This window comes from Paenibacillus alvei DSM 29, from assembly GCF_000293805.1.
GTDB lineage: Bacteria > Bacillota > Bacilli > Paenibacillales > Paenibacillaceae > Paenibacillus_B > Paenibacillus_B alvei.
The window spans coordinates 1-22,004 of record NZ_AMBZ01000012.1; the positions used below are offsets into that span (position 1 = coordinate 1).

18 protein-coding genes, 2 tRNA genes, 2 pseudogenes and 1 riboswitch are annotated in these 22,004 nt (G+C 47.5%); of the genes and pseudogenes, 12 read left to right on the forward strand and 10 right to left on the reverse strand.

Translation table 11 applies throughout. The annotated features are described in order from the left end of the window. Positions 1–789: 789 nt before the first annotated feature. Positions 790–865, reverse strand: a tRNA-Ala gene (locus PAV_RS27695). A 384-nt stretch (positions 866–1,249) separates the two neighbouring features. On the opposite strand from PAV_RS27695, the gene PAV_RS27700 reads away from it, so the two are divergent. The 11 genes and pseudogenes from PAV_RS27700 to PAV_RS27750 all read left to right on the forward strand — a co-directional run bounded on the left by PAV_RS27700 (position 1,250) and on the right by PAV_RS27750 (position 12,577). After that, positions 1,250–2,281: a daunorubicin resistance protein DrrA family ABC transporter ATP-binding protein gene (locus PAV_RS27700; protein ID WP_005551568.1), complete on the forward strand. Its 1,032-nt coding sequence runs from the start codon at positions 1,250–1,252 to the stop codon at positions 2,279–2,281. Then, the gene (locus PAV_RS27705) at positions 2,278–3,093 is read left to right on the forward strand and encodes an ABC transporter permease (protein ID WP_005551569.1); all 816 of its coding nucleotides are present in this window, start codon (positions 2,278–2,280) and stop codon (positions 3,091–3,093) included. Before PAV_RS27700 ends, PAV_RS27705 begins: the two co-directional genes overlap by 4 nt. 345 nt (positions 3,094–3,438) lie before the next feature. Then, positions 3,439–3,514, forward strand: a tRNA-Lys gene (locus tag PAV_RS27710). Positions 3,515–3,743: 229 nt separating this feature from the next. Beyond that, a complete protein-coding gene (locus PAV_RS27715) occupies positions 3,744–5,750 on the forward strand; it encodes a serine hydrolase domain-containing protein (protein ID WP_005551570.1) in 2,007 nt (668 codons plus the stop codon). Between the two features lie 81 nt (positions 5,751–5,831). Continuing rightward, positions 5,832–6,528 (forward strand): annotated as a pseudogene (locus PAV_RS27720) (response regulator transcription factor). Then, complete coding sequence (locus tag PAV_RS27725) at positions 6,512–7,894, forward strand: HAMP domain-containing sensor histidine kinase (RefSeq protein WP_005551575.1); 1,383 nt, start codon at positions 6,512–6,514, stop codon at positions 7,892–7,894. Before PAV_RS27720 ends, PAV_RS27725 begins: the two are co-directional and overlap by 17 nt. 228 nt (positions 7,895–8,122) lie before the next feature. After that, positions 8,123–8,229: riboswitch (TPP riboswitch) on the forward strand. Positions 8,230–8,375: 146 nt separating this feature from the next. Beyond that, positions 8,376–8,969: a YkoF family thiamine/hydroxymethylpyrimidine-binding protein gene (locus PAV_RS27730; protein ID WP_005551576.1), complete on the forward strand. Its 594-nt coding sequence runs from the start codon at positions 8,376–8,378 to the stop codon at positions 8,967–8,969. A gap of 76 nt (positions 8,970–9,045) precedes the next feature. Beyond that, positions 9,046–9,621, forward strand: coding sequence for an ECF transporter S component (locus PAV_RS27735; protein WP_005551577.1), 576 nt, complete (start codon positions 9,046–9,048; stop codon positions 9,619–9,621). A gap of 1 nt (position 9,622) precedes the next feature. Next, positions 9,623–11,419, forward strand: a complete 1,797-nt coding sequence (locus tag PAV_RS27740; RefSeq protein WP_005551578.1) for an ABC transporter ATP-binding protein — start codon at positions 9,623–9,625, stop codon at positions 11,417–11,419. Beyond that, positions 11,416–12,201, forward strand: a complete 786-nt coding sequence (locus PAV_RS27745; RefSeq protein WP_005551579.1) for an energy-coupling factor transporter transmembrane component T family protein — start codon at positions 11,416–11,418, stop codon at positions 12,199–12,201. The genes PAV_RS27740 and PAV_RS27745 overlap by 4 nt, the downstream gene beginning before the upstream one ends. Positions 12,202–12,289: 88 nt before the next feature. Next, positions 12,290–12,577, forward strand: coding sequence for a hypothetical protein (locus tag PAV_RS27750; protein ID WP_005551581.1), 288 nt, complete (start codon positions 12,290–12,292; stop codon positions 12,575–12,577). A 225-nt stretch (positions 12,578–12,802) separates the two neighbouring features. On the opposite strand, the gene nrdR is transcribed toward PAV_RS27750, so the two are convergent. Beyond that, a complete protein-coding gene (nrdR, locus tag PAV_RS27755; RefSeq protein WP_005551582.1) occupies positions 12,803–13,282 on the reverse strand; it encodes a transcriptional regulator NrdR in 480 nt (159 codons plus the stop codon). A gap of 125 nt (positions 13,283–13,407) precedes the next feature. On the opposite strand from nrdR, the gene PAV_RS27760 reads away from it, so the two are divergent. Beyond that, positions 13,408–13,629, forward strand: coding sequence for an alpha/beta-type small acid-soluble spore protein (locus PAV_RS27760; RefSeq protein ID WP_005551584.1), 222 nt, complete (start codon positions 13,408–13,410; stop codon positions 13,627–13,629). Between the two features lie 74 nt (positions 13,630–13,703). Here PAV_RS27760 and PAV_RS27765 read toward each other — a convergent pair whose 3' ends face one another. From PAV_RS27765 to pstA, 8 genes and pseudogenes are all read right to left on the reverse strand, one after another. Beyond that, a complete protein-coding gene (locus tag PAV_RS27765) occupies positions 13,704–14,285 on the reverse strand; it encodes a lytic transglycosylase domain-containing protein (RefSeq protein ID WP_005551585.1) in 582 nt (193 codons plus the stop codon). Continuing rightward, entirely contained in the window at positions 14,282–14,878 is a 597-nt protein-coding gene (coaE, locus tag PAV_RS27770; RefSeq protein WP_005551586.1) for a dephospho-CoA kinase, read from the reverse strand. Before coaE ends, PAV_RS27765 begins: the two co-directional genes overlap by 4 nt. 29 nt (positions 14,879–14,907) lie before the next feature. Continuing rightward, on the reverse strand, positions 14,908–15,636 hold the full coding sequence (locus PAV_RS27775) for an MntP/YtaF family protein (protein ID WP_005551588.1): 729 nt from the start codon (positions 15,634–15,636) through the stop codon (positions 14,908–14,910). Positions 15,637–15,764: 128 nt separating this feature from the next. Next, the gene (gene mutM / locus PAV_RS27780) at positions 15,765–16,595 is read right to left on the reverse strand and encodes a DNA-formamidopyrimidine glycosylase (protein ID WP_005551590.1); all 831 of its coding nucleotides are present in this window, start codon (positions 16,593–16,595) and stop codon (positions 15,765–15,767) included. Positions 16,596–16,693: 98 nt separating this feature from the next. Beyond that, a pseudogene (gene polA / locus PAV_RS27785) lies at positions 16,694–19,368 on the reverse strand (DNA polymerase I). 160 nt (positions 19,369–19,528) lie between these two features. Then, positions 19,529–20,188, reverse strand: a complete 660-nt coding sequence (phoU, locus tag PAV_RS27790; protein WP_005551593.1) for a phosphate signaling complex protein PhoU — start codon at positions 20,186–20,188, stop codon at positions 19,529–19,531. A gap of 154 nt (positions 20,189–20,342) precedes the next feature. Further along, the gene (gene pstB, locus PAV_RS27795; RefSeq protein WP_005551594.1) at positions 20,343–21,116 is read right to left on the reverse strand and encodes a phosphate ABC transporter ATP-binding protein PstB; all 774 of its coding nucleotides are present in this window, start codon (positions 21,114–21,116) and stop codon (positions 20,343–20,345) included. Between the two features lie 12 nt (positions 21,117–21,128). Then, positions 21,129–22,004 (reverse strand): phosphate ABC transporter permease PstA, encoded by an 876-nt coding sequence (gene pstA, locus PAV_RS27800; RefSeq protein ID WP_005551595.1) that lies wholly within the window; start codon positions 22,002–22,004, stop codon positions 21,129–21,131.

The window sequence follows — 22,004 nt, forward strand, 5'->3', positions numbered from 1 at the left end:
GAAATTATTTAATATATAAATACGTCATTCTATTTGAATGACATTTGCTATGTATTCTCTTTATCTAAGTACTTTCTATGTAGAAGATATAGATATAAGTAACTATATATAATATATATTCTTGTTTGTCTTCAAAGTTCGTTTCATGAAACGATAATGCAATCGCCGCTATCCCGCGTGGCACTAAGGGAAATACTCGAAAAAGATCGTTTCAAAAGTCGTTTCATGATCGTTTCAAGTTCGTATCACCTATTCAGTGCAATCCCTTACCACATAAGGAACACAGCGTTTCATTTGCGTTTCACGAACCCCCTTGATTTCGGGAAATAAATTACGGTGTTTACTAACGCACACCGCTGCGCCCGGGATCCACACCTTAGACTGCTCCGGTCACAGTCGAAAAGGAGATGCGGCAGCACCATCCATGAGCTTTGCCCTGCTTAATGGCGGTTATGCCTGCTGCTACGCTTTAGGGAGGCATGGAGTAAAAGAAAAGACGACCATGGGTTGGCCGCCTGGGTAATGTCCTGTGTTTAATTGTTTTTCGATGATACAAATATAACATGGCAAAATCCTAATAACATTTCTTTTTGCCGTAATTATTCAATATTATTTTCGGATTAAAACCTTCAAGTTTCCATTACACACAAAGCAATTAATTCGCTTTAGTTGACTAACGGGCACCAATTGGGCACCAATTTCATGAAACGGCTTATTTTAGTGTATGAGGAGGAATAAGGAGAAATAAGAAAAACCCTTGTATACCAAGGGTTTTTAGTGAGTGGTTTATGGTGGAGCCAAGGGGGATCGAACCCCTGACCTCATCGCTGCCAGCGAAGCGCTCTCCCAGCTGAGCTATGGCCCCATATTTTTGTATGCCAAATTATTATACTACTTCAACTCATTTTCCTGCAAATTGCTACAATCGACCACAACGGCCTATATTTTAACAATTTTCAATCATTAGCGGGTAGTTAGTCATTATTTCTCACATTTTCTCCATATAACTTTCCATTTCATATGTAATGCAAATTCCACACGATTTATAGATACGTAAAGTACATTCCACTTCACGCAGCCTATTGTAGGCTGCGTTTTTGATTGAGCAAATACTCTGAATCCGTCCACAGACCGATCGATATACCATTCTTCGGAAGGTTTAATGAATTGAAAAACATTTTTACAATACAAATAGACAAAAACGAATTCAAATTCAACTCATCTAATCTTCAAATAAGGAGCATTGGAAATGAACAACAAATACAAAACAGCAAGTTCGAGCGCCAACGAATGGGCCGTTGAAGCCCTCGGGCTTATTAAAACGTTCGGAGACAATCGAGCTGTCGATGGCGTAGATCTGAACGTTCGTGCTGGCTCCATTTACGGCGTGCTTGGTCCGAATGGAGCAGGTAAAACGACGACGATTCGCATGCTTGCCACATTGCTGCGTCAGGATGCTGGAGAGGCACGAATATTTGGCCATGATGTAGTGAAAGAGTCTCACATTGTGCGTCAATTAATCGGCGTAACAGGACAATACGCATCGGTTGATGAATCGCTGAGTGCTACGGAAAACCTCATTATCTTCTCAAGGCTGCTCGGGCTAGGACGTGCAGAGGCGCGACGCAAGGCGGCTGACTTGTTAGAGGAATTCGGCCTGACGGAAGCTGCAAAACGGCCGTTGAAGCATTTCTCAGGAGGCATGCGCCGCCGGCTTGATTTGGCCGTCAGCCTAATTGCGCAGCCACCGCTCATTTTTCTGGATGAACCAACAACAGGTCTTGATCCGCGAACGCGATCGCAAATGTGGGATACGATTCGCCGCTTAGTAGACACGGGGTCAACGGTGCTTCTCACGACGCAGTACCTTGATGAGGCGGATCAATTGGCGGATCGAATCGCGGTTATCGACCACGGCAAGGTTGTCGCTGAAGGAACGGTCGATGAACTAAAATCCTCGGTCGGCACCTCGTCCTTGCATTTGAGAGTCCAAGAAGAAAAAGACATCGCAGAGGTCCGCCATATCGTGGAACAAGTGCTCAAAGTCCGTTCCAATGTAAATGCCGAGGCCGGAAAAGTTACAGCACCTATGACGGATGCGGATCAGGTGACCGATCTGTTGATCGCACTTCGTGCGAGGGGGATTCATCTGTCCGAGCTCAGTGTACAGAAGCCTACCCTTGACGAAGTATTCCTAACGATCACAGGACATAAAGCAGAAGACAGCGCAAGAGAAAATCATGTGCAAATGGACAGCGCAATCAAGGAGGAAAGAGCATGAACCAGGTATCTGTAAGCGTAAAAAAAGGACGCCCTTTAAAAAACTACACTAGCTTCTGCCAGGCACTTCGTAATTCGTTAACGATGGCCTATCGCGGGTTGCTCAAAATAAAGCGTACTCCCGAGCAATTGTTTGATGTAACCATTCAGCCCATTTTATTTACCATCATGTTTACGTATATATTTGGCGGCGCAATTTCAGGTAATGTACACGACTACTTACCGATCATTATCCCCGGCATTCTTGTTCAGACGGTCATCACGAGTGCTGTCGCCACTGGTGTCCAATTGCGCGAAGATATGGATAAGGGTGTATTCGACCGCTTTAAGTCACTTCCGATCGCGCGTATTGCGCCTTTAGCGGGAGCCCTTCTGGCGGATACGATCCGTTTCGCTATTGCGACCGTACTCACCTTTGTCATGGGCTACTTAATGGGATATCACCCAGTCGGAGGCTTGGGTTATGTCGCAATCGCCGGCTTGCTTGTCATTGCGTGCTCCTGGGCAGTCAGCTGGATTTTTGCCTTTTTCGGCGTCATTGCTCGTACAGCCGCAAGCGTACAAGGGATTGCCATGATGGTGCTGTTCCCACTCACCTTTCTCTCCAATGCATACGTACCGGTTAATACAATGCCAGATTGGCTTCAATGGTTTGCTAACATTAACCCAATCACCCATTTAGTGAGTGCTGTACGTGAGCTCGCTAATCAAGGTACGATCGGCATTGAATTTGGCCTCACTCTCCTTTGCGTTATGGTCATCGTAGCTATCTTCGCCCCACTCACCGTTCGCGCTTATATGCGCCGCACCTAAGTCACATGTGCAGTCAACATCAAATACATCTACTCAGCAAGCATATCATTCGATTGTGCATGTTCATGATTTAGCTAAGATCGTGCGGATATCTGTATAAAGTAAGGAGTGGGGTCACCTGCTCCTTATTGAATGACTGGGGAAAATGCAGCATTCTTTACAGATCCCCATTGTCTTGTCAGGAGAAAAGGCGTTATCAGCAAATACCAACAAATACAACCCTTATTCCGATTTTACGAATCGCCTGTAGAGGGCTATACTTAAGGGGTGTTAAGGAACAAGGTACTTCTCAATAGCTTCGTTCAATCGGGATGCTTCAATCCCCCTTGAACCCAGTTCTCATATGGGTTCTTAGCTCAGTTGGTAGAGCAGTTGACTCTTAATCATCAGGTCGAGGGTTCGAACCCCTCAGAACCCACCAATTATGTGATCAAAACGGCAGAAATGCCGTTTTTTTGTTGCATTCTTTTCATTTTCCGCTTACCAAACATTGATTCTCCTAATGGAATCTTGCATCCCATGTCCCCTCCCCCTAAGATTCTGCTGTTCATCGGAAATTTCACATTACATTAAGGTTACATAGAATCTGGATTAAGTTTGCTCATATATTCTGATGATGCACGAAAATGATACAGAGGAGAGAGCAAACAATGAATATGTTTTCCAAGCGCGTGACGACCATTGCACTGACCATCATCGTAGTAACCGGCTTGCTTAGCGGTACGGGTACATTATCGAAAGTATCGGCGGCAGCATCCGTAAACATAGGCCCACAAGACCCCAAAGAAGTTGAGCAATTTGCCGATGAATTTTTTAGCCGTCCAGAAATTAAGGACAGTATGGCAGGAGCTGCGTTTGTCGTCGTCAAGGGTGACAAGGTGCTGTTGAAGAAAGGTTACGGCTATGCAGATGTGGGTAAAAAGCTGCCGGTCGATCCGGATCGAACCGTATTCCGCGTCGCTTCGATTTCCAAGGTGATCACCGCTACAGCCGTGATGCAATTGGCAGAGCAGGGTAAAATTGATTTGAACAAAGAGTTGTCTGCATACCTGGGAGATATTAAAATCCCTAATAAGACTGGATATCCCCTAACTACGAAGCATTTACTAACGAATTCGACCGGATTCGAATTCGGAGACGGCTCAGAATTATCAACCGACGATTTAACGCGAGAAGTATCTATCAAGCAATATGTGTCGGACAATACGCCTACGGTGATCCGCAAGCCTGGCGAGTACTACCGCTATGACAATCTAGGCTTTACCATTCAAGGTTACATCGTAGAGCAAGTGAGCAAACAGCCATTTAGCACATACGTGCAGGAGCATATTTTTAAACCGCTAGGTATGACAAACAGCGAATTCCGCTTAACCTCGGACATCACGAAACACCTGGCCGTTCCATATAACGTAATGGGAGATGCAATTCCCACCTACGCAACGGTTCCGACGGAGCTTCCAAGCGGCGGCATGCTCTCTACTGGCGCTGATATGGCCAACTTTATGCTCGCCCATCTAAACGGCGGCAAGCTGGGAGATGCAACGATTCTTAAAAAAGAAACGGCAGCGGAAATGCATAAGCCTCAGCTAGCCATACATGAGAAGCTGCCGAACATGGCATACGGCTACGAATACGCCAATCGGCAGCATAACAACGGACATTATATGATTGAGAAAGCCGGGGACATGGCTGGGTATCACAGCAATATGTGGTTGATTCCTAATGAAAAGGTCGGTTTTTTCGTCACGGTAAATAAGGATGTTGAGTTCCGCAAGGAATTGTTGGAAGCACTCATGGATCATTATTACCCGAAGAAAGATGGCGCCCAGGCTCCTCATGAGCAAGCGAAACAATCGTTGGCAGCTTTCGAGGGCATGTACAGCGACTTGCGAAATCGGATGTGGACCTCGCGTGTTCGTACTGAGAACGGCAAGCTTATCGTGAAAGATCCGCTTGGAGAGCATGTGCTCCATGAAATCGAGCCCCTGCTTTTCCAAGATGAACAAGGCGTAAAAGCTGCATTCAAGTTAAATGACAATGGCGAAGTACAGGCATTTTATTACGACCTGAAATCAGATAGTTGGGCCGAAAAATTAGCAGCACCGCAGCATTATCAGGATATCAGTGACGACCATCCGTATGCTCGGTATATCTATCACTTAAGCCAATTGAAAGTCATTGATGACAATAGCGGCGACAACCGCTTTCAGCCTGAGCAAGCAATTACCCGGGAACAGTTTATCGGTTGGTTTATCCGATGGCTTGGAGTGTCTCCATCCAAGAGCAAGCCTGCATTCATAGATATATCCGATAGTGCGTTTGCTAAAGAAATACAAGCTGCGTATGAGTTTGGCGTCATTCAAAAGCCTGAAAGCGGCAAATTTCATCCGCGGGAATTGTTGACGCGCCAGGAAGCTGCAACTATTATATGGCGTATGGCATTCAACCACGTGGGTACCGGACCGAAAAAAGCACGGCTCGGCGGCTCCACCGATTCTTGGGCGCGGGAAGGCGTTCAGTTCGTCATCGCCAAACAATTATTTGGTCCTGAAGTTGTCCAAGGGAAAGACGGGACGTTCGACTATCGATCCAAGCAGCCGATGCTGAAGCAAGAAGCGGCAGGATTGCTATCTACATTCGCCGACAATCTATTCTAATTCAGCACAACTCCCGATCAATCTGCGTTAAGCCGCATGTTGATCGGGAGTTATTGTTGCATACATAGAGGTGGACAAAAAATGAAAATCATACTCATCATAGACGACGAAGCCGAAATTCGGGAATTGCTGACCATCTATTTGACCAACCACGGCTATGCTACGATTACAGCCGGGAACGGTGTCGAAGCTATGACTATCTTGCAGGAGCAGCCCGTCGATTTGGTCATAGCCGATATTATGATGCCGCAAATGGATGGCTTGGAATTACTTAAAAAAACGCGGCAGAATTCGCAAATTCCGTTTCTCTTTATTTCTGCCAAATCCGACGATATGGACAAAATTTATGGCTTGCAGCTCGGAGCGGACGATTACGTGGGCAAGCCCTTCAACCCACTCGAAGTCGTTCAGCCGCGTTCAAGCGCTGTTCAGGAGAATTGATTCCCATTCGAAGCCTGATAAACAGGAACAAGAATGTATCGAAATTGGAGATGTGAGGCTGAATATAAGAAGCTGCCAACTGTTCAAGTCCGGTATCCAAAAGGAATTGACATCATACGAGTTCAAGATTTTGGAGCTCCTTATGAGAGAGGCTGGCAGAGTGTTGACCAAAGCGCATATTTATGAGCAGGTATGGGGCGAGGAATACATCGGAGACGAAAATTTAATTATGGTGTACATAAGCAAAATTCGCGAGAAAATTGAAGATAATCCGAGAAAGCCTATCTATCTCATTACAATTAGGGGGTTAGGCTACCGTTTTGAAAAAAGCAAATAATCTCTCCGGTCGACGTCCCTTGAAACGGGTGTTTTTTCGAAATTATGCAGTGATCTGCGTCCTGATGATAGCAGCGATCATTGTATCTCTCCTTAGCACGAACCTTTTTATGAGGCGGTATATAGATGAATTGGTCGTTGCTAAAATTAATGGAACGGATATATATCGATACCCTTTCCATAACATCAGCGATCATTTACTGGACAAGTACGGCGGCTGGTTCGAAATCGTGAATGAGTCAGGCGAGATCATTTTTGTCAAAGGAAACAAAGAGGACGACATCATGCATTACGAAGACGGCCAAATGTATGCCAAAATGGATGCGGAGCGCAACGATGATTCAATCTTCTATCATGCTTACCAAGCAAAAGGACCGGACGGCGAATCTTATGTATTGCTGTGGAAAATTCCTGAGCGATTATTGAAATTATCAACTGCGACAACGATCTTTGCTGCAATATTAGCTATTTTATTATTTATCCTGCTTTACTTTTACGCCCGCTATTCGGTTAGACAAGTGAAAAAGCCGCTGCGGCAAATCGTAGAAGGCATTAAGGAGATGGAACGCTTCAATTACACGAAACGGCTCCATTATTCAGCAGAACAGGAATTCGCGGAAATACAAGATGCGTTTAACGGCATGGCTGAACGTTTGCAGCTTACTTCTGCCGAGAAGGAAACCGCCGAGAACAATAAGCGGAACATGCTGCTGCATCTGTCGCATGACTTGAAGACGCCGATTACTTCGATTTACGGTTATTCGCAGCTTCTGTTGGACAATCAGGCATTGGAAGATAAAGATACCCGCAAGTATATTCAATACATTTACGATAAGTCAGCTTATATGGCCAATTTGATTAAAGACTTATTTGAACTGGCGAAGCTGGATGACAAGCATACGGAATTGATCAAGGAGGAAGTAAACATCACGAAATGGTTCCAGCAGCTCGTGGTGGAATTTTATCCAGAAATAGAAGAGAAGGGATTTGAGCTTGAAGCACGTATCCAGGAGGAACCGCTCTATGTCAAGATAGATAAGATTCATATGAGCCGCGTCATCACCAACTTAATTAGCAATGCACTGCGATATAATCCAACGGGAACGGTGCTTTATGTGTCATGCGAACGACTGGATAGACATGTTATTTTGCGGATCGGAGATGACGGCATTGGCGTTCAGGAGCCGATCAAGGAGCATATTTTCGAAGAATTCATTCGCGGTGATGGCCCGATTAAAGACAGTACAGGCTTAGGTCTCGCCATTTGCAAAAAAATTATAACGCTCCATGAAGGCACGATTGAACTAACGCAGGATCAGCGGTATTCTACCTTGTTCCAAATCACGCTGACCATTATGGAGGACTAGCTGCGTGCAAAACGCCGCTGCCCTTTTGCAGCAAACCCGGCATTTCATTCTTATGAGCATCTATTCCCCACTATATCACTCTTAGATTTCCGCAACGCTCACATCATCGACTGCAGATAGAACGGCGAGTAATAATCACCTTGCTCCATGATCCTCTTTACAAACCGATCATCCAGTGTATAATGTAAGCAGTCAAGCATATGAACAACGGAACAACTGCATAGTGATATCGAACACTAGGGGTGCTGTAACAAGCTGAGAGACAGCGGCAACGCTGTTAACCCTTATAACCCGAACTAGATAATACTAGCGTGGGGAAGTGTAGTCGACTGATTGATATAAGCGGTGGCTTCACCATGCACGTCTTTGCATGAAGCTACGCCGTAATCTTGTATCCTCAAGCGCAACTGCACCGACTCACGGTGCAGTTTTTTTGTTGTCTGCTGGCCCATATATTAATTTGCCAAGGAGGATATAAGTCATGAATCATTTATCTTGCGGTACGAGCCGCATCGTTGGTTGCCGCTTTTCCATTTATCCGATGAGCGATCGCTTTGTCGACATTATTTTGGGAGCGCTGCGAAATACGGACTTGTCCAAGGTATGGTCCCATACCGACGATGTCAGCACTTGGGTGCGTGGACGGAGCGAGCATGTATTCGATGTCGTACAGTCCATTTTCTTGCATAGTGCTGCTGGCGGTGAACATGCCGTGCTGAATGCAACCTTCTCCATTGGTTGTCCGGGAGACACGCAGGGAGACGCCTTCATAAGTACGGACGATATGCGAATGAATGCTGAACGCAATCAAGCGATTCCACTCCAGGTCGCTGCCCATTTTGCACTTTACCCGCTCGGGACGCCCGATTATATGGATACCATTTATGAAATTATCGGTCTAGCGAAGGAAGAAGGAACATTCGATGAGAGTGCACACTATGCAAGCCGCCTGGAAGGAGAAGCACAGCGAGTATTCGCCACACTCGAACATGCCTTCAATCGCGCACAAAAAACAGATAAGTCCCATGTCGTAATGACAACCACCATTTCTGCCAATAGTCCTTCAACAAAGTAACTGCTGCAGAGGAATTTTGAAACCTGCAATCTCAACGGACTCATCTGATCATCATACAAAGAAAAGAGGAATGTTCATGAATATGCGAAACAGCCAATGGAAATTGCGGGATATTGTCGTTCTCAGCTCACTGTCTGTCGTGTTTGCCGTCATTTATTTGCTCTTCTTGCAAATCGGCAATGTGCTTGTGGGCTTTATGGGGCCGATGGGCTATGAAGTGATTTTCGGCATTTGGTTCATCGTATCGATCATTGCCACCTATATTATTCGCAAGCCAGGGGCTGCTGTCATTTCGGAAACGGTCGCTGGATTGGTTGAGGTGCTCATCGGGAATGCGGTAGGCCCTATTTTAATCGTCTCTGCCTTGATTCAAGGGTTGGGAGCAGAAGCCGTATTTGCCGCAACAAGATACCGTAATTTTTCGACCAAGGTACTCATGCTTGCCGGTGTTGGTTCTGCTGTGTTCAGTTTCGCTTGGGGCTATTTCCGAAGCGGGTACGCAGCTTTTTCGCTGGGACTAATCCTTGCGATGCTCTTGGTTCGCTGCATAAGCGGTGCAGTCATTTCCGGTCTCTTAGGAAAATCGATTGGTGATGCATTAGCCAATACAGGCGTACTCCGGAGCTTCCCAATTGCAAAGGGGCAGCGATAACATGACGAGCACATTGCTTCTACCTAATGAGCAAGCATCTCCAGCAACGAGGGAAGATGATATAGAACCGCACCCTAATATAGCGATTGCCGCCTTGAATGTGTCCCTCGCCTTCGAGCATGAAAGCGAGTCGATCTTATCAGGAATTGAATGCTCTATTATGGATGGAGAGACCGTACTGCTGCTCGGGCCAAGCGGATGTGGAAAAAGCTCGCTGGCTTTCTGTCTTGCCGGACTGTATCCCTATGCTATCGACAGCTTTGTGGAAGGCTCTATACAAGTATACGGCAAGCCAATTGAGCAATATGGTTCAGGCGAGGTTGCCCAGATCATCGGCATCGTATTTCAAGATTTCGAAAGCCAGTTCTGTATGCTGCGAGTGGAAGAAGAGGTTGCTTTCTGTCTCGAAAATCGCAATTGTCCTCGTACGGATATGGAGCCAATCATTTACGAGGTGCTGGAGAAGGTTGGCCTGCTCGGATGGCGCCAAGCTTACATTCATGAGCTGTCCGGTGGTATGAAGCAGAAGCTTGCGCTCGCCTGTGCCCTCGCACTTCGTGTGAAAATGCTTGTTCTGGACGAGCCGACCTCGAACCTTGATCCGTATACAAGGCGTCAGTTCGCCGCACTTATCGCTGAGTTGGCGCAGAAGGAAGGGGTTTCCTTGCTGATTATTGAACATCAGTTGGATGACTGGATCGGGTTTGCGGATCGCTTGCTTGTCATGAATGAACGAGGAGAGCTCGCATTCGATGGGTTGCCTGCTGCCTATTTTGAGCAGCACGCCGCTGAGGCCAAATCACATGGCATCTGGCTTCCCCAAGCCTTCGAGCTGCAACGTACCCTTCAACAGACCGTATCCTCCTACTGCTCAGCTTCGGGGCTGACTCATTATCCTGCATTAACCGACGATGAGCTGCTGAATATGTTATTGCCTCTTTCTGCAGAGATCCAGAAGGCAGCGGTGCGTATATTGACACCAGCAAAGCCGAAGCCTTCTCAGCAGCAGCGCCGGACAGTTCTGAAAGCGGAGGGGCTTGCCTATCAGCGCCAAGGGAGATCGATTATTCATAACGCGTCGCTTACCCTGTACGAGGGGGAGTGGGCAGCGCTTGTTGGCCCGAATGGAGCCGGCAAGTCTACCCTTGCCTCCCTTCTGTCCGGATTGACTCAGCCGAGTGATGGACATATTCTGCTGCAAGATCTGCCTCTTCATCGTTATGCTGAAAGAGAGCTGCGGGCGCACATTGGCTATATATTTCAAAATCCAGAGCATCAGTTCATAACAGATACCGTATTCGATGAGATTGCATTTGGAATGCGGATGCAGCATGTAGAGGAAGAAGAAGTGAACACCAGAGTCGCGGAAGCATTGGCACGGTTCCGTTTAAGCAAGGTTGCGAAGGCGAACCCATTCTCCATCAGCCAAGGCCAGAAGCGCAGACTCAGCGTAGCTTCCGTCCTTACGGACAGCCAGCAGCTCTTGCTATGCGATGAGCCCACATATGGACAAGATGCTTATACATCCAAGCAGTTGATGGATATGCTGCAAATGCGTGTGCAAGCCGGGGCAACCGTCCTAATGATTACACATGATATGGAATGGGTTCAAGCGTATGCAGACCGTGTTATCGTTCTGGATCAAGGACACATTCGCTATGACGGCTGCCCTTCCGAATTGTGGACGAAACACCCGGAGCTTGTGGAAGCCTGTCATTTGCGAATGCCTATGAATTTCGCGATAGCGGAACAGTTGCAGGCGCTAATTTCTGCAAGGAAGGAAGTGGAGGGGCAGTGATTCTACGAGAATGGAATCCCAGCATCAAGGGATTGGCCATCATTGTGGCAGTTATTATGCTGTCGCTAACATTCGATCCGGTTACACCGCTCGCAGCACTTGGCTATATTATTCTTTTTACCTTCACATTAGGACGCATATCTTGGCGCAAATGGCTGCTCAGCTTCTCTCCCTTTCTCATTATGGGGATTGGCTACGTCTGGACAGCCCTCGTCTTCCCGCGCGCAGCCGATCCAGCTTCGAGCACGATCCTCTGGCATTGGGGCTCGCTCATCATTACCGCAGCGACGTTCCAGCAAGCTGTATCACTTGGTTTACGAGTGCTTATTTTCTCAGCCTTGTCGCTTATATTCATTTTGACGACTGATCCGGTGCGCTTCATGCTCAGCCTAATGCAGCAGTGCAAGCTTCCCCCGAAATGGGCTTATGGCATATTGGCAGGCTATCGCTTCCTCCCCTTCTTCAAGGAAGAGCTGCGCATCCTTCAGCACGCTCACCGAATGCGAGGCATTGAACGGGCTCAAGGCTGGAAAAATAAGCTGCGCGCCTGGAAGCGTTACGCCATTCCTCTGCTTGCTTCTGCCATACGCAAGTCAGAGCGCGTAGCAGCCGCAATGATATCCAAGGGCTTTACGGGAAGGCGCGATCGAACGTATTATACCCAGCTTCGCGTCACTTGGAAGGATTGGCTATTATTTGGCTTACTGCTGAGCGGGATCGCTCTTTGCTACCTGTTATCTTGGAAGCTTGGGTTTGTACAATGGTATCAAGGACAGTTGTGACACAGTTTGACACCCTTTTCTCGTATCGCGCATAACATAATGAAGCACACTTTGTGTTTCCTTTATCTAGCGAAAAGGAGGTCGTTCTATGCCTAAAAAGATTACGCCGAAAAAAACCGTTCCGAAGAAGATATCCTCCCATTACACAAAAAGCGTAAAATACTTAAAAAAATTCGTGAAAATCAAGGATAAAAAGGGGAATATCTATACGGGCACCATCGTAAAGGTAGATAAAAAAAGAGTGTATTTGAAAGTCAATTCCGTCAAGCATGCCGGTAAAGTACACACCTCATTTATCCCGTTTATTTTGCCGCTGGTACTGTTTGACCTGTTAGCCATTGTGCTGCTTGATACGCGTCGAGGATGGCTGTTTTAAAAGCTTTCTACCCCCTTAACGATCCTTAAAAATAATCATATCTTATCATTTCGAGTATTTCGTTTGGACATACACGAATTTTATCCTATGTGTGTCACGTGCAGGGAAAAAATGAACAAGCATGGCGTCTCCATACTCCCTTGAGCAATTGAGGGAGTATGGTTCATGTGATAAACATAACCCCCTCCAGCGTTATCTGCTTGAGGGGGGGCATATAGTAAGAAACTATTTGTCAGGGTGTTCGCCTAATGCATTCTTCGATAGAAGGTGGTTCAGTTCCTTCATAAACATACTGATATCCTTGAACTGACGATAGACCGATGCGAAGCGCACGTAAGCCACTTCATCCACCGGATAGAGCTGTTCCATGACGAAATCGCCGATGACACGGCTGTCCACTTCCGCATGTGCCGTATCGCGCAACTGCTTCTCAACCTCAGAAGCAATCATCTCTAGCCTCTCCACAGAGACCGGCCGCTTCTCGCAGGCCCGAATGAGTCCGCGCAGCATCTTGTCTCTGCTGAATTCCTCTCTGCTTCCGTCCTTCTTTATTACGATTAATGGAGTCTCCTCCACCATCTCAAATGTAGTAAAGCGTCTGCTGCACAGCTCGCATTCCCGCCTGCGGCGAATGGACTTATTGTCGTTCGCTGGACGAGAATCAAGAACCTTTGTACCTAAGTGGTCGCAATAAGGACACTTCATTACCTTACCTCCGTCCTATTCTTGATGTTATCATTTTTCACTAATAAAAAATACCAGTGGTTACCTGTAATGATCTTTGAAAGAATGCACACAATACAATTACCAACCGCAAGGAGGTGAATCAAATGAGCCAAAACAATCGTTCCAGCAACAACTTAGTCGTACCTCAAGCGACAGCAGCTCTTGAGCAAATGAAGTTCGAGATCGCACAAGAGTTGGGCATTGCCATCCCATCTGACGGATACTATGGCAACATGGCAACTCGTGACACCGGTTCTATCGGTGGTTACATCACGAAGCGTCTTGTCCAAATGGCTGAACAACAACTTGCAGGTCAATACAAATAATGATGGGAAGAAGCGTCGGAGATAAAGCGCGATAACGGTATCGGCTTGTCCGATGCTTCTTCTTCGTTATACATTTACTTCGAATAGATGCCTTTATACTTATCATAATAATGGATAACGCGCTGTACGTACAACTTTGTTTCCCCGTAAGGGATTCGCTGCTTGGCAGTTTCATAGCGGCCGTCCCATATTTTCGTACGAATCCATTTGCTCACATTTCCAGGGCCGGCATTATAAGCAGCGATCGCAGCGATCCAGTTCTCATTGAATTGCTTATGCAAAGACTTCAAATACCATGTTCCAATGAGGATGTTCGGATCGGCTGTATTTTTCAATTCATTCAATGACCAGCGCTCTTTCATCTTCAACTGTTCCATGGCCCATGTCGCCGTCTCCGGCATAAGCTGCATCACCCCGATAGCGCCCTTGCGAGATTCTCGACCTGCCTGAAAGTTCGTTTCTACTCGAATTATGGCTGCTACGAGCAGGGGGTCAATATCGTATTTGGCCGCATGCTTGCGAATCTCCTCTTCATACGCAATTGGATACATCCATTTTCCCAGCCACTGCGACTGCACGAACAGCAAAAACAGCATGCCTAAAAACAACAGCAATAGCACTCTCTTTTTGCGAAGCATCTTCATCATACGAATCATAGCAAGCCTTTCTCCGACCAAAATCGGTCGACCTGCATGATCGTATCTTGTAGCGAACCACTATTGTCGATCACAATGTCCGCCAGATCCCGTTTTTTCTCCATGCTCCATTGCGCATTCAGCCTTTGCTCCGCTTCCTTCTCGTTCCAACCGTCCCGTTCCATTAGACGCTGTAATTGAACACTTCTTGGTACATACACGACTACTATCGAATCGAACAGCTCAGCGAGGCCTGACTCATACAAGAGTGGAATATCTACAACAACAAGACGCTCTGGATGCTCCTGTTCGTACTGTCGCGTTTGACGTTGTATTTCCTGACGGATAGCTGGGTGCGTAATGCTTTCCAACTGTTTGCGACTTGTTTCACTTGCAAAGACAAGCTCTCCTAATCGCTTACGATTCAATGATCCGTCTTCCAACAGCATGTCCGATCCGAAATGCATCGCAATTTGTTCCAACACGGGACTGCCAGGGAGAACGACTTCCCTGGCAATCTTATCAGCATCAACTAATAGAGCACCCCGCTCCACTAGTAATCGGGAGACGGTGCTTTTGCCGGATGCGATGCCTCCGGTTAACCCGATGTTCATGCCTTCACCTCATTCTATAATAATGCCGCCTACGTCAGCAGCTTAATAATCCCCATAATAATCAACATGAACCCTGGAACAAATGACAGCTTGCCGATCCACCGCGCGCCTGCAAATGAAATCCCGACGTGAATGCCAAAGCGCAGGAAAATACCGCTGAATAAGGCGATCGTGAATGCGGTCATGAACGAAGGATATCCCAGCAAAGCCGCTCCTATACCCGCGCCAAAAGCATCGAGTGACAGTGCAACACCTAGCCAAGCAGCTTCTACAGCACTAATTGTTCCAGAGCGATCCATATCGGCAGCGCTCGGGGTCTTCAAGATTTGAATGACGACACCTAAGCTCTTTAATTGAATGCGTACGACTTGACGCGGCTCAGCCTCCAGCTCTGTTGTGTGCAGAAGAGGCTCAACGAGATGAGAATCTTTTGCCGCATTTGGATCCCCTTGCTCAAACCGTTCCAAATGTTCGCCTTCTTCATGCGAGGAACGAAGTAGCTGCAGAATGGCCCAACAGCCGATTGCCACGAGAATTAGTGAACCAATCCACTGTGCTACAGCAGGAGATACATATTGAATAAGCACATTGCCTACCTGCATCGACAGTAGAATGACAAGTCCCGAGCAGCATGAAATCACTACGATCGATGTCCAAGGGATGCGGAGCCGACGCAATCCATAGGTCATTCCTACTCCGAAGCTATCCAGGCTTAGGGCAAAAGCCAGGATGAGCAAAGACACGGTATGAATAAGCAACAACAGTCCCTCCCGCTAAGTCGTTCCCGAGCATCTGACTGCGTGCGGCTCAGGAATACCGATTTACCATATCATATGGGCATGAGCGGATAAGGGTGCTTATTCAACGATTAGCCTTACCTAAAAGCCTAAGAAAGCTGCTGGCATTTCGGACAATAATGTGTGCCTCGACCGCCAACAACCGATTTTTCAATGATACTGCCGCAGCGAACACAAGGCTCGCCTTGCCGCCCGTACATTTGCAATTGATGCTGGAACATCCCCATTTCGCCTTGTCCATTGACATAAGACTTAATGGAAGAACCTCCAGCCTCAACAGCCTCCTGAAGGGTATCAATAATAGAGCGATGCAGGAGCGCATACTCCTCATCTGTTAATTCATCTGCCGCGCGGTTCGGGTGAATGCCGGCTCTGAACAAGGCCTCATCCACATAGATATTCCCGATTCCGACGACGATATGCTGGTTAAGCAGTACGGGCTTAATAAAGCTGCGCCGTCTTCGCATCGCTTCTGCGAATCGTTCCACAGTAAATTCTGCGGACAACGGCTCTACCCCCAGCTTATGTAGCGGCGGCAATTCCCATTCTTCCCCGGCCGCGAACAGATGCATCGTACCAAATTGACGCACATCCTTGTAACGCAGTTCGGTACCGTCATCAAAATGAAAAATGACATGCGTATGCTTCTCTACTGGCTCGTCAGCTTTATATACGCCATAGCGTCCTTCCATACGCAGATGGGAGACAAGGACGAGTCCGTCCAGAAGGATTCGCAAAAACTTGCCTCTCCGTTCAACCCGCTCAATGGTATGACCCTGCAATGCATCACAAAACTGCTCTATCTCTAACGGCCGCTGGATGATGCGGGGCAGCGTTACCGTAACGCGCTCTATCCGCTTCCCAGCTACCAATGTGTTCAATGTTTGTTTGACTGTTTCTACTTCCGGCAATTCCGGCATGTCCATCACCTCTCGCTATCCATTATACCGAAAAAGCCATGAATATGTAGGCTTAGCGGATCTTGTCATTCTCTTTAACTATGCCTAAAGATCTATTCCTACTTCGCCTCATACCAATTCTCGCCGCTGTTCACATCCGCCCGCAATGGCACATCAAGTGATATAGCAGATTCCATCACCTCGGGAACGAGCTTCAACATCGTCTCCATTTCCTCATCTGGAACCTCAAATACCAATTCATCGTGTACTTGAAGCAGCATGCGGCTCTTCAATCCCGCTTCACGCATACGTATATCCATTTGCACCATCGCCAGCTTAATAATATCCGCTGCTGTACCTTGGATCGGTGTGTTCATTGCTGTCCGCTCCGCAAATGAGCGCAGGTTGAAGTTGGATGCATGAATATCCTTCAAGTAGCGTCTCCGTTCGAGCATCGTCTTCACATAGCCGTCTTGGCGGGCAAGCTTCACGATGTCTTCCATATACTGCTTTACGCCTTGGAATACGGCAAAATATTGTTCAATAAATTGGCCTGCTTCCTTTCGCGTAATATTCAAGTTCTGAGACAGTCCGTAATCACTGATACCGTATACGATACCGAAGTTAACCGCCTTTGCCGAACGGCGCATATTGGCATCGACCTGTTCAGAGGAGACCCCGAATACATCCATCGCCGTCTTCGTATGAATGTCCATATCGTGGACGAACGCTTCCTTCAGCTTCGCATCTCCCGAAATATGAGCCAATACACGCAGCTCAATTTGAGAGTAGTCGGCAGCAACAATATGCCATCCCTTCTCCGAAGGAACGAACGCTTGGCGTATCTTGCGCCCTTCTTCCAGCCGAACCGGTATGTTCTGCAAGTTCGGATATTGGCTGCTCAACCGTCCTGTTGCAGTAATCGTCTGACGGAAGTACGTATGCACATTGCCCGTCTCCTTGCGAACTTCCTTCAGCAATCCTTCAATATAAGTCGATTGCAGCTTCGTCATTTGCCGGTAATGCAAAATGAGCGGGATAATTTCATGGTAAGGCTCCAGCTTCTCCAATACTTCCGCATCGGTGGAGTATCCCGTCTTCGTCTTCTTAATCACAGGCAATCCGAGCTTGTCAAATAAAATCTCACCGAGTTGCTTCGGTGAACCAACGTTAAACGCTGTACCCGCCAACTCATAAATACGCTTCATTGTCGTTTCGATCTGTTCGGTGAACTGAGCACCCAAGCTGTTCAGCGCATCCGTATCGACTTGAATGCCCGTTTTCTCCATCTGTGCGAGCACTCGCGATAAGGGAAGCTCCAGCTCAAAGTACAGCCGGTTCATCTCCTGCTCTTCGAGCATCTTCTCCATAACTGGCTTCAACTGGCGAACGAGTTTCCCCTTGCGCGCAGCATGCAGCGCTACGGTCTCCAGTGCCGGAACCTTGAACTTGGCCCCTTTTCCATACACGTCATCATCTGTCGGGGTCGCTGCCAAGCCATACTTCTCTGCAGTTGCTTGGAGCGTTAGCGTCGCATCATCCGGGTTGAGCACATAAGACGCAAGCTGCGCATCGAATGCAGAGCCGTCATAAGGAACTCCCGCCCAATGAAGAACCAGTTCCGCATAATGCATGTCATAGCCGTTCTTCGGCTTGCCTTGATCCGCAATCCATTCCCGTACGAACTGCGCCTCGTCAGACAATAGCTGCTCCTTCGTCAAGAACCAGTTGGATTCCTCTTCTGCGATAAGCACGCCGATTAGCTCGGCCTGATGAGGATTGTCTCCATGAGCTTCCACAATGATCGTATCTGCAGAAGCGATCATTTGCTTCATGCCGCTGTAATCCCCGTCCACAAGCTGTACATCCAGCTTTTCTTCAGACAGTTCATCATCGGCTGGTTCAGCTGATACAGGAGTGCCTCCCTCGATCAGCCCTATTTTCTCCATGCGTTCAATGATCGACTTGAACTCAAGCTTCTGCAGCATAGGAATGGCAGTGTCCGCCTTAATGCCATGGTACGCCATCTCCTCGCGGCCCTTCTCCAGCGGAACCTCACGGAAGATCGTTGCGAGCTTCTTGCTCATGCGTGCGTCTTCAGCGTGATTGATGAGGTTCTCCTTCATCTTGCCTTTCAGCTCGTTTACATTCTCCAGTACATTCTCAACGCTGCCGAATTGATGCAGAAGCTTCAGTGCCGTCTTCTCTCCAATTCCAGGAACGCCCGGAATATTATCCGAGGAATCGCCCATTAAACCCTTCATATCTATGATTTGCAGCGGTTCAATTCCGTACTTCTCCTGCAGCGCCGCAGGCGTGTACTTCTCAATCTCGGTTACACCCTTGCGAGTAAGCAAAATCGTGACTTGGTCGGAAACTAGCTGCAGCATATCCTTATCCCCGCTCACAACCGCCATTTCGATTCCTTGTTCATTTGCCTCACGGGTCAAAGTACCGATAATATCATCCGCTTCATATCCGCTCATCTCGAAGTGCGGAACGCCAAGCGCATCAAGCAGTTGCTTCAAAATCGGGAACTGCTCTGACAATTCAGAAGGCGTCTTCTCCCGTCCTCCCTTATAATCCTTGTAATCACCATGACGGAATGTCTCCTTGCCGGCATCAAATGCAACGAGCAGATGGGTCGGTTTCTCCTCTTCGAGGACACGAAGCAGCATAGTCGTAAATCCGTACACAGCATTTGTATGTAATCCTTGAGCATTCGTCAAAGGAGGCATTGCAAAAAAGCGCGGTAAATTATATTGTTGCCGTCAATAATGATCCATTTATCCATAGTTTCATGCACCTCAATCCATTCTCTACCTTCATGATAGCATAGCCAGTACCAGAAAAGAAAATGATGATCTTATGGGAAAAAATAACCGACCGGGTATGTCGCGGTCGGCGAAAAGATGAAGAATGAAAATCACATATTCATCAATAATTCCGTATGATTAATTATTCAAGTCGGGACGCTGGTTCGTCACGAGATAGACGACCGCCTCGCCGATATTCGTCGCGTGATCGGCAATTCGTTCAATATAGCGTCCTACAAAGGTAAGCAGCATGGCTTGAGATGCATTCTGTGGGTTTTCCACGACGTACGTCAACAGCTCACGGAAGATTTGGCTGTATAGCTGATCGACCAAATCATCGTCCTTCGCCATTTTATAAGCAAGATTCACATCTTCCTTAATATAGGCTTGAATGGATTCCTTAATCATAATCTGCACCGTTTCCGCCATTCGCGGCAGGTCAATTAACGGCTTTATGAGCGTCTGCCCTTCCATGCGCAGCACAACCTTCGCTACGTCAATCGACAAATCCCCCATCCGTTCTAAATCATTGGAAATCCGGAAGGCTACAAGAATACGGCGCAAGTCTTTGGCAACAGGCTGCTGGGTCAGAATCAGCTTCGATCCCAGGTCGATGATCTTTTCTTCAATTCGATTAAGCTCTGCATCTTCGGAAATAATCCGCTTGGCGCGCTCGACATCCGTATTCTTCAATGATTCGATGGATTCGGACAGTGCACGTTCTACTCGCGCCCCCATCTCTTCAAGCAATTTGCTTAGTTCTTCCAAGGCCAAGTCGAACTCTCTCCGTTTGATCATTTGCAGCTACACTCCTTATCCTACTTATGAATTTCCGTTCTTTTGCAGCATCTTGCTGTAATTGAGCGATCCTGTGCTCCACACCGTGATTATGCTGGGCGCCAGATAACATGCCCTATGGCGAAGCCAGACACCGGAGGAGTCCATCATGGCATTAGCCGAAGCGACCAGTAATATAGTCCTCTGTCCGCTTATCGGATGGATTGGAGAACAGCGTTTCCGTATTGTCGAATTCGACTACTTCCCCGTTCAGGAAGAACACCGTCTGATCCGATACACGGGCAGCTTGATGCATATTGTGTGTAACCATAACAATCGTGTACTTATGCTTCAATTCTTGAACAAGCTCCTCAATCTTCAGCGTAGAAATCGGATCCAAGGCCGAGGTCGCTTCGTCCATCAGCAAAATATCCGGGTTGACTGCCAATGCGCGCGCAATACAGAGACGCTGCTGCTGACCGCCGGACAAGCCGAAGGCAGAGCGCTTCAAGTAGTCCTTCACTTCATCCCACAGTACCGCTTGCTTCAAGCTTTGCTCGACAATCTCATCGAGTTTTGCTTTACTGCGTATCCCATGAAGTCGCGGGCCGTAAGCGATATTGTCATAAATCGATTTTGGAAAAGGGTTCGGCTGCTGGAATACCATTCCTACCTTTTTGCGAAGTGTCTCTACATCGACTTCATTGCTGTAGATATCTGTACCGCCAATCGCAACTGTCCCTTCAATTCGCGTCCCCGTGATCATGTCGTTCATCCGATTCAATGTACGAAGCAATGTAGATTTCCCGCAGCCGGATGGTCCGATGAACGCTGTGACTGCCTTCTCCGGAATCGTCATAGTGACATTTTTCAGCGCATGATACGTGCCATAGTATAAGTTCAAATTTTTAATGTCGATTAACGTCTGTAAGGCAGTCGCTGTGCTCATGCTATCGTCTCCTTAAATATGTTTCTGATATTTATTGCGTAGAATTACTGCTGAAATATTCATAATGATAAGCAGCCCCAGCAGCACGATAATGCCTGCGGCAGCGAGTTCATGGAATGCAAGCTGCGGTCTGGATACCCAGTTAAAGATCTGAATTGGCATCACGGTGAACTGATCCATAATGCTCTCAGGCAGGAACGCCACAAATGTTAATGCCCCAATCATGACGAGCGGGGCGGTCTCCCCAATTGCCCGGGACAATGCCAAGATAACACCTGTCAAAATACTTGATATCGAGGACGGAAGCACCGAACGCGATACCGTTTGCCACTTCGTAGCGCCAAGGGCGAAGGAAGCATCGCGCCGCGCTCTTGGCACGGCTCGAATCGCTTCCTGCGCAGACACGATAATAATCGGCAGCACGAGCAGCGTCATCGTAAGCGCACCGGAGAGCAGACTGCGTTCCAAGGCCAATCCGCGTACGAAGAGCGTCAAGCCTAGTATCCCGTACACGATGGATGGAACTCCGGCCAATGTACTAATATTCAGTTGAATCAACCGTGTCAGCCTATTCTTCTTCGCGTATTCCTCAAGATAGATCGCCGCTCCTACGCCGAGAACGAACGAGATAGGAGCCATGATAAGCACCATGTATATGGAGCCGACGATAGCCGATTTCATACCTGCCTTCGCAGCCATTCGCGAAGGATAATTCGTAAATAAGTCAAGATTCAAACGAGACAATCCGTCCATCATAATTTGAATCAGCAAAGCCATTAGCGCAATAATACCGATCGAAGTTGCCACCAGGAATAAGATATGCAGCACAAGGTCTACCTTCCGGCGGGTACCAATCTGTTTGCGATTCGCATCTTGAAACATACTCAT

Excerpts from the sequence above, each read along its gene's own strand:
- PAV_RS27700 (WP_005551568.1), top strand. The coding sequence starts at position 1,250 with ATGAACAACAAATACAAAACAGCAAGTTCGAGCGCCAACGAATGGGCC.
- PAV_RS27705 (WP_005551569.1), top strand. The coding sequence starts at position 2,278 with ATGAACCAGGTATCTGTAAGCGTAAAAAAAGGACGCCCTTTAAAAAAC.
- PAV_RS27715 (WP_005551570.1), top strand. The coding sequence starts at position 3,744 with ATGAATATGTTTTCCAAGCGCGTGACGACCATTGCACTGACCATCATC.
- PAV_RS27730 (WP_005551576.1), top strand. The coding sequence starts at position 8,376 with ATGAATCATTTATCTTGCGGTACGAGCCGCATCGTTGGTTGCCGCTTT.
- PAV_RS27735 (WP_005551577.1), top strand. The coding sequence starts at position 9,046 with ATGAATATGCGAAACAGCCAATGGAAATTGCGGGATATTGTCGTTCTC.
- PAV_RS27740 (WP_005551578.1), top strand. The coding sequence starts at position 9,623 with ATGACGAGCACATTGCTTCTACCTAATGAGCAAGCATCTCCAGCAACG.
- PAV_RS27750 (WP_005551581.1), top strand. The coding sequence starts at position 12,290 with ATGCCTAAAAAGATTACGCCGAAAAAAACCGTTCCGAAGAAGATATCC.
- nrdR (WP_005551582.1), bottom strand. The coding sequence starts at position 13,282 with ATGAAGTGTCCTTATTGCGACCACTTAGGTACAAAGGTTCTTGATTCT.
- PAV_RS27760 (WP_005551584.1), top strand. The coding sequence starts at position 13,408 with ATGAGCCAAAACAATCGTTCCAGCAACAACTTAGTCGTACCTCAAGCG.
- PAV_RS27765 (WP_005551585.1), bottom strand. The coding sequence starts at position 14,285 with ATGATTCGTATGATGAAGATGCTTCGCAAAAAGAGAGTGCTATTGCTG.
- coaE (WP_005551586.1), bottom strand. The coding sequence starts at position 14,878 with ATGAACATCGGGTTAACCGGAGGCATCGCATCCGGCAAAAGCACCGTC.
- mutM (WP_005551590.1), bottom strand. The coding sequence starts at position 16,595 with ATGCCGGAATTGCCGGAAGTAGAAACAGTCAAACAAACATTGAACACA.
- phoU (WP_005551593.1), bottom strand. The coding sequence starts at position 20,188 with ATGATCAAACGGAGAGAGTTCGACTTGGCCTTGGAAGAACTAAGCAAA.
- pstB (WP_005551594.1), bottom strand. The coding sequence starts at position 21,116 with ATGAGCACAGCGACTGCCTTACAGACGTTAATCGACATTAAAAATTTG.
- pstA (WP_005551595.1), bottom strand. The coding sequence starts at position 22,004 with ATGAGTATGTTTCAAGATGCGAATCGCAAACAGATTGGTACCCGCCGG.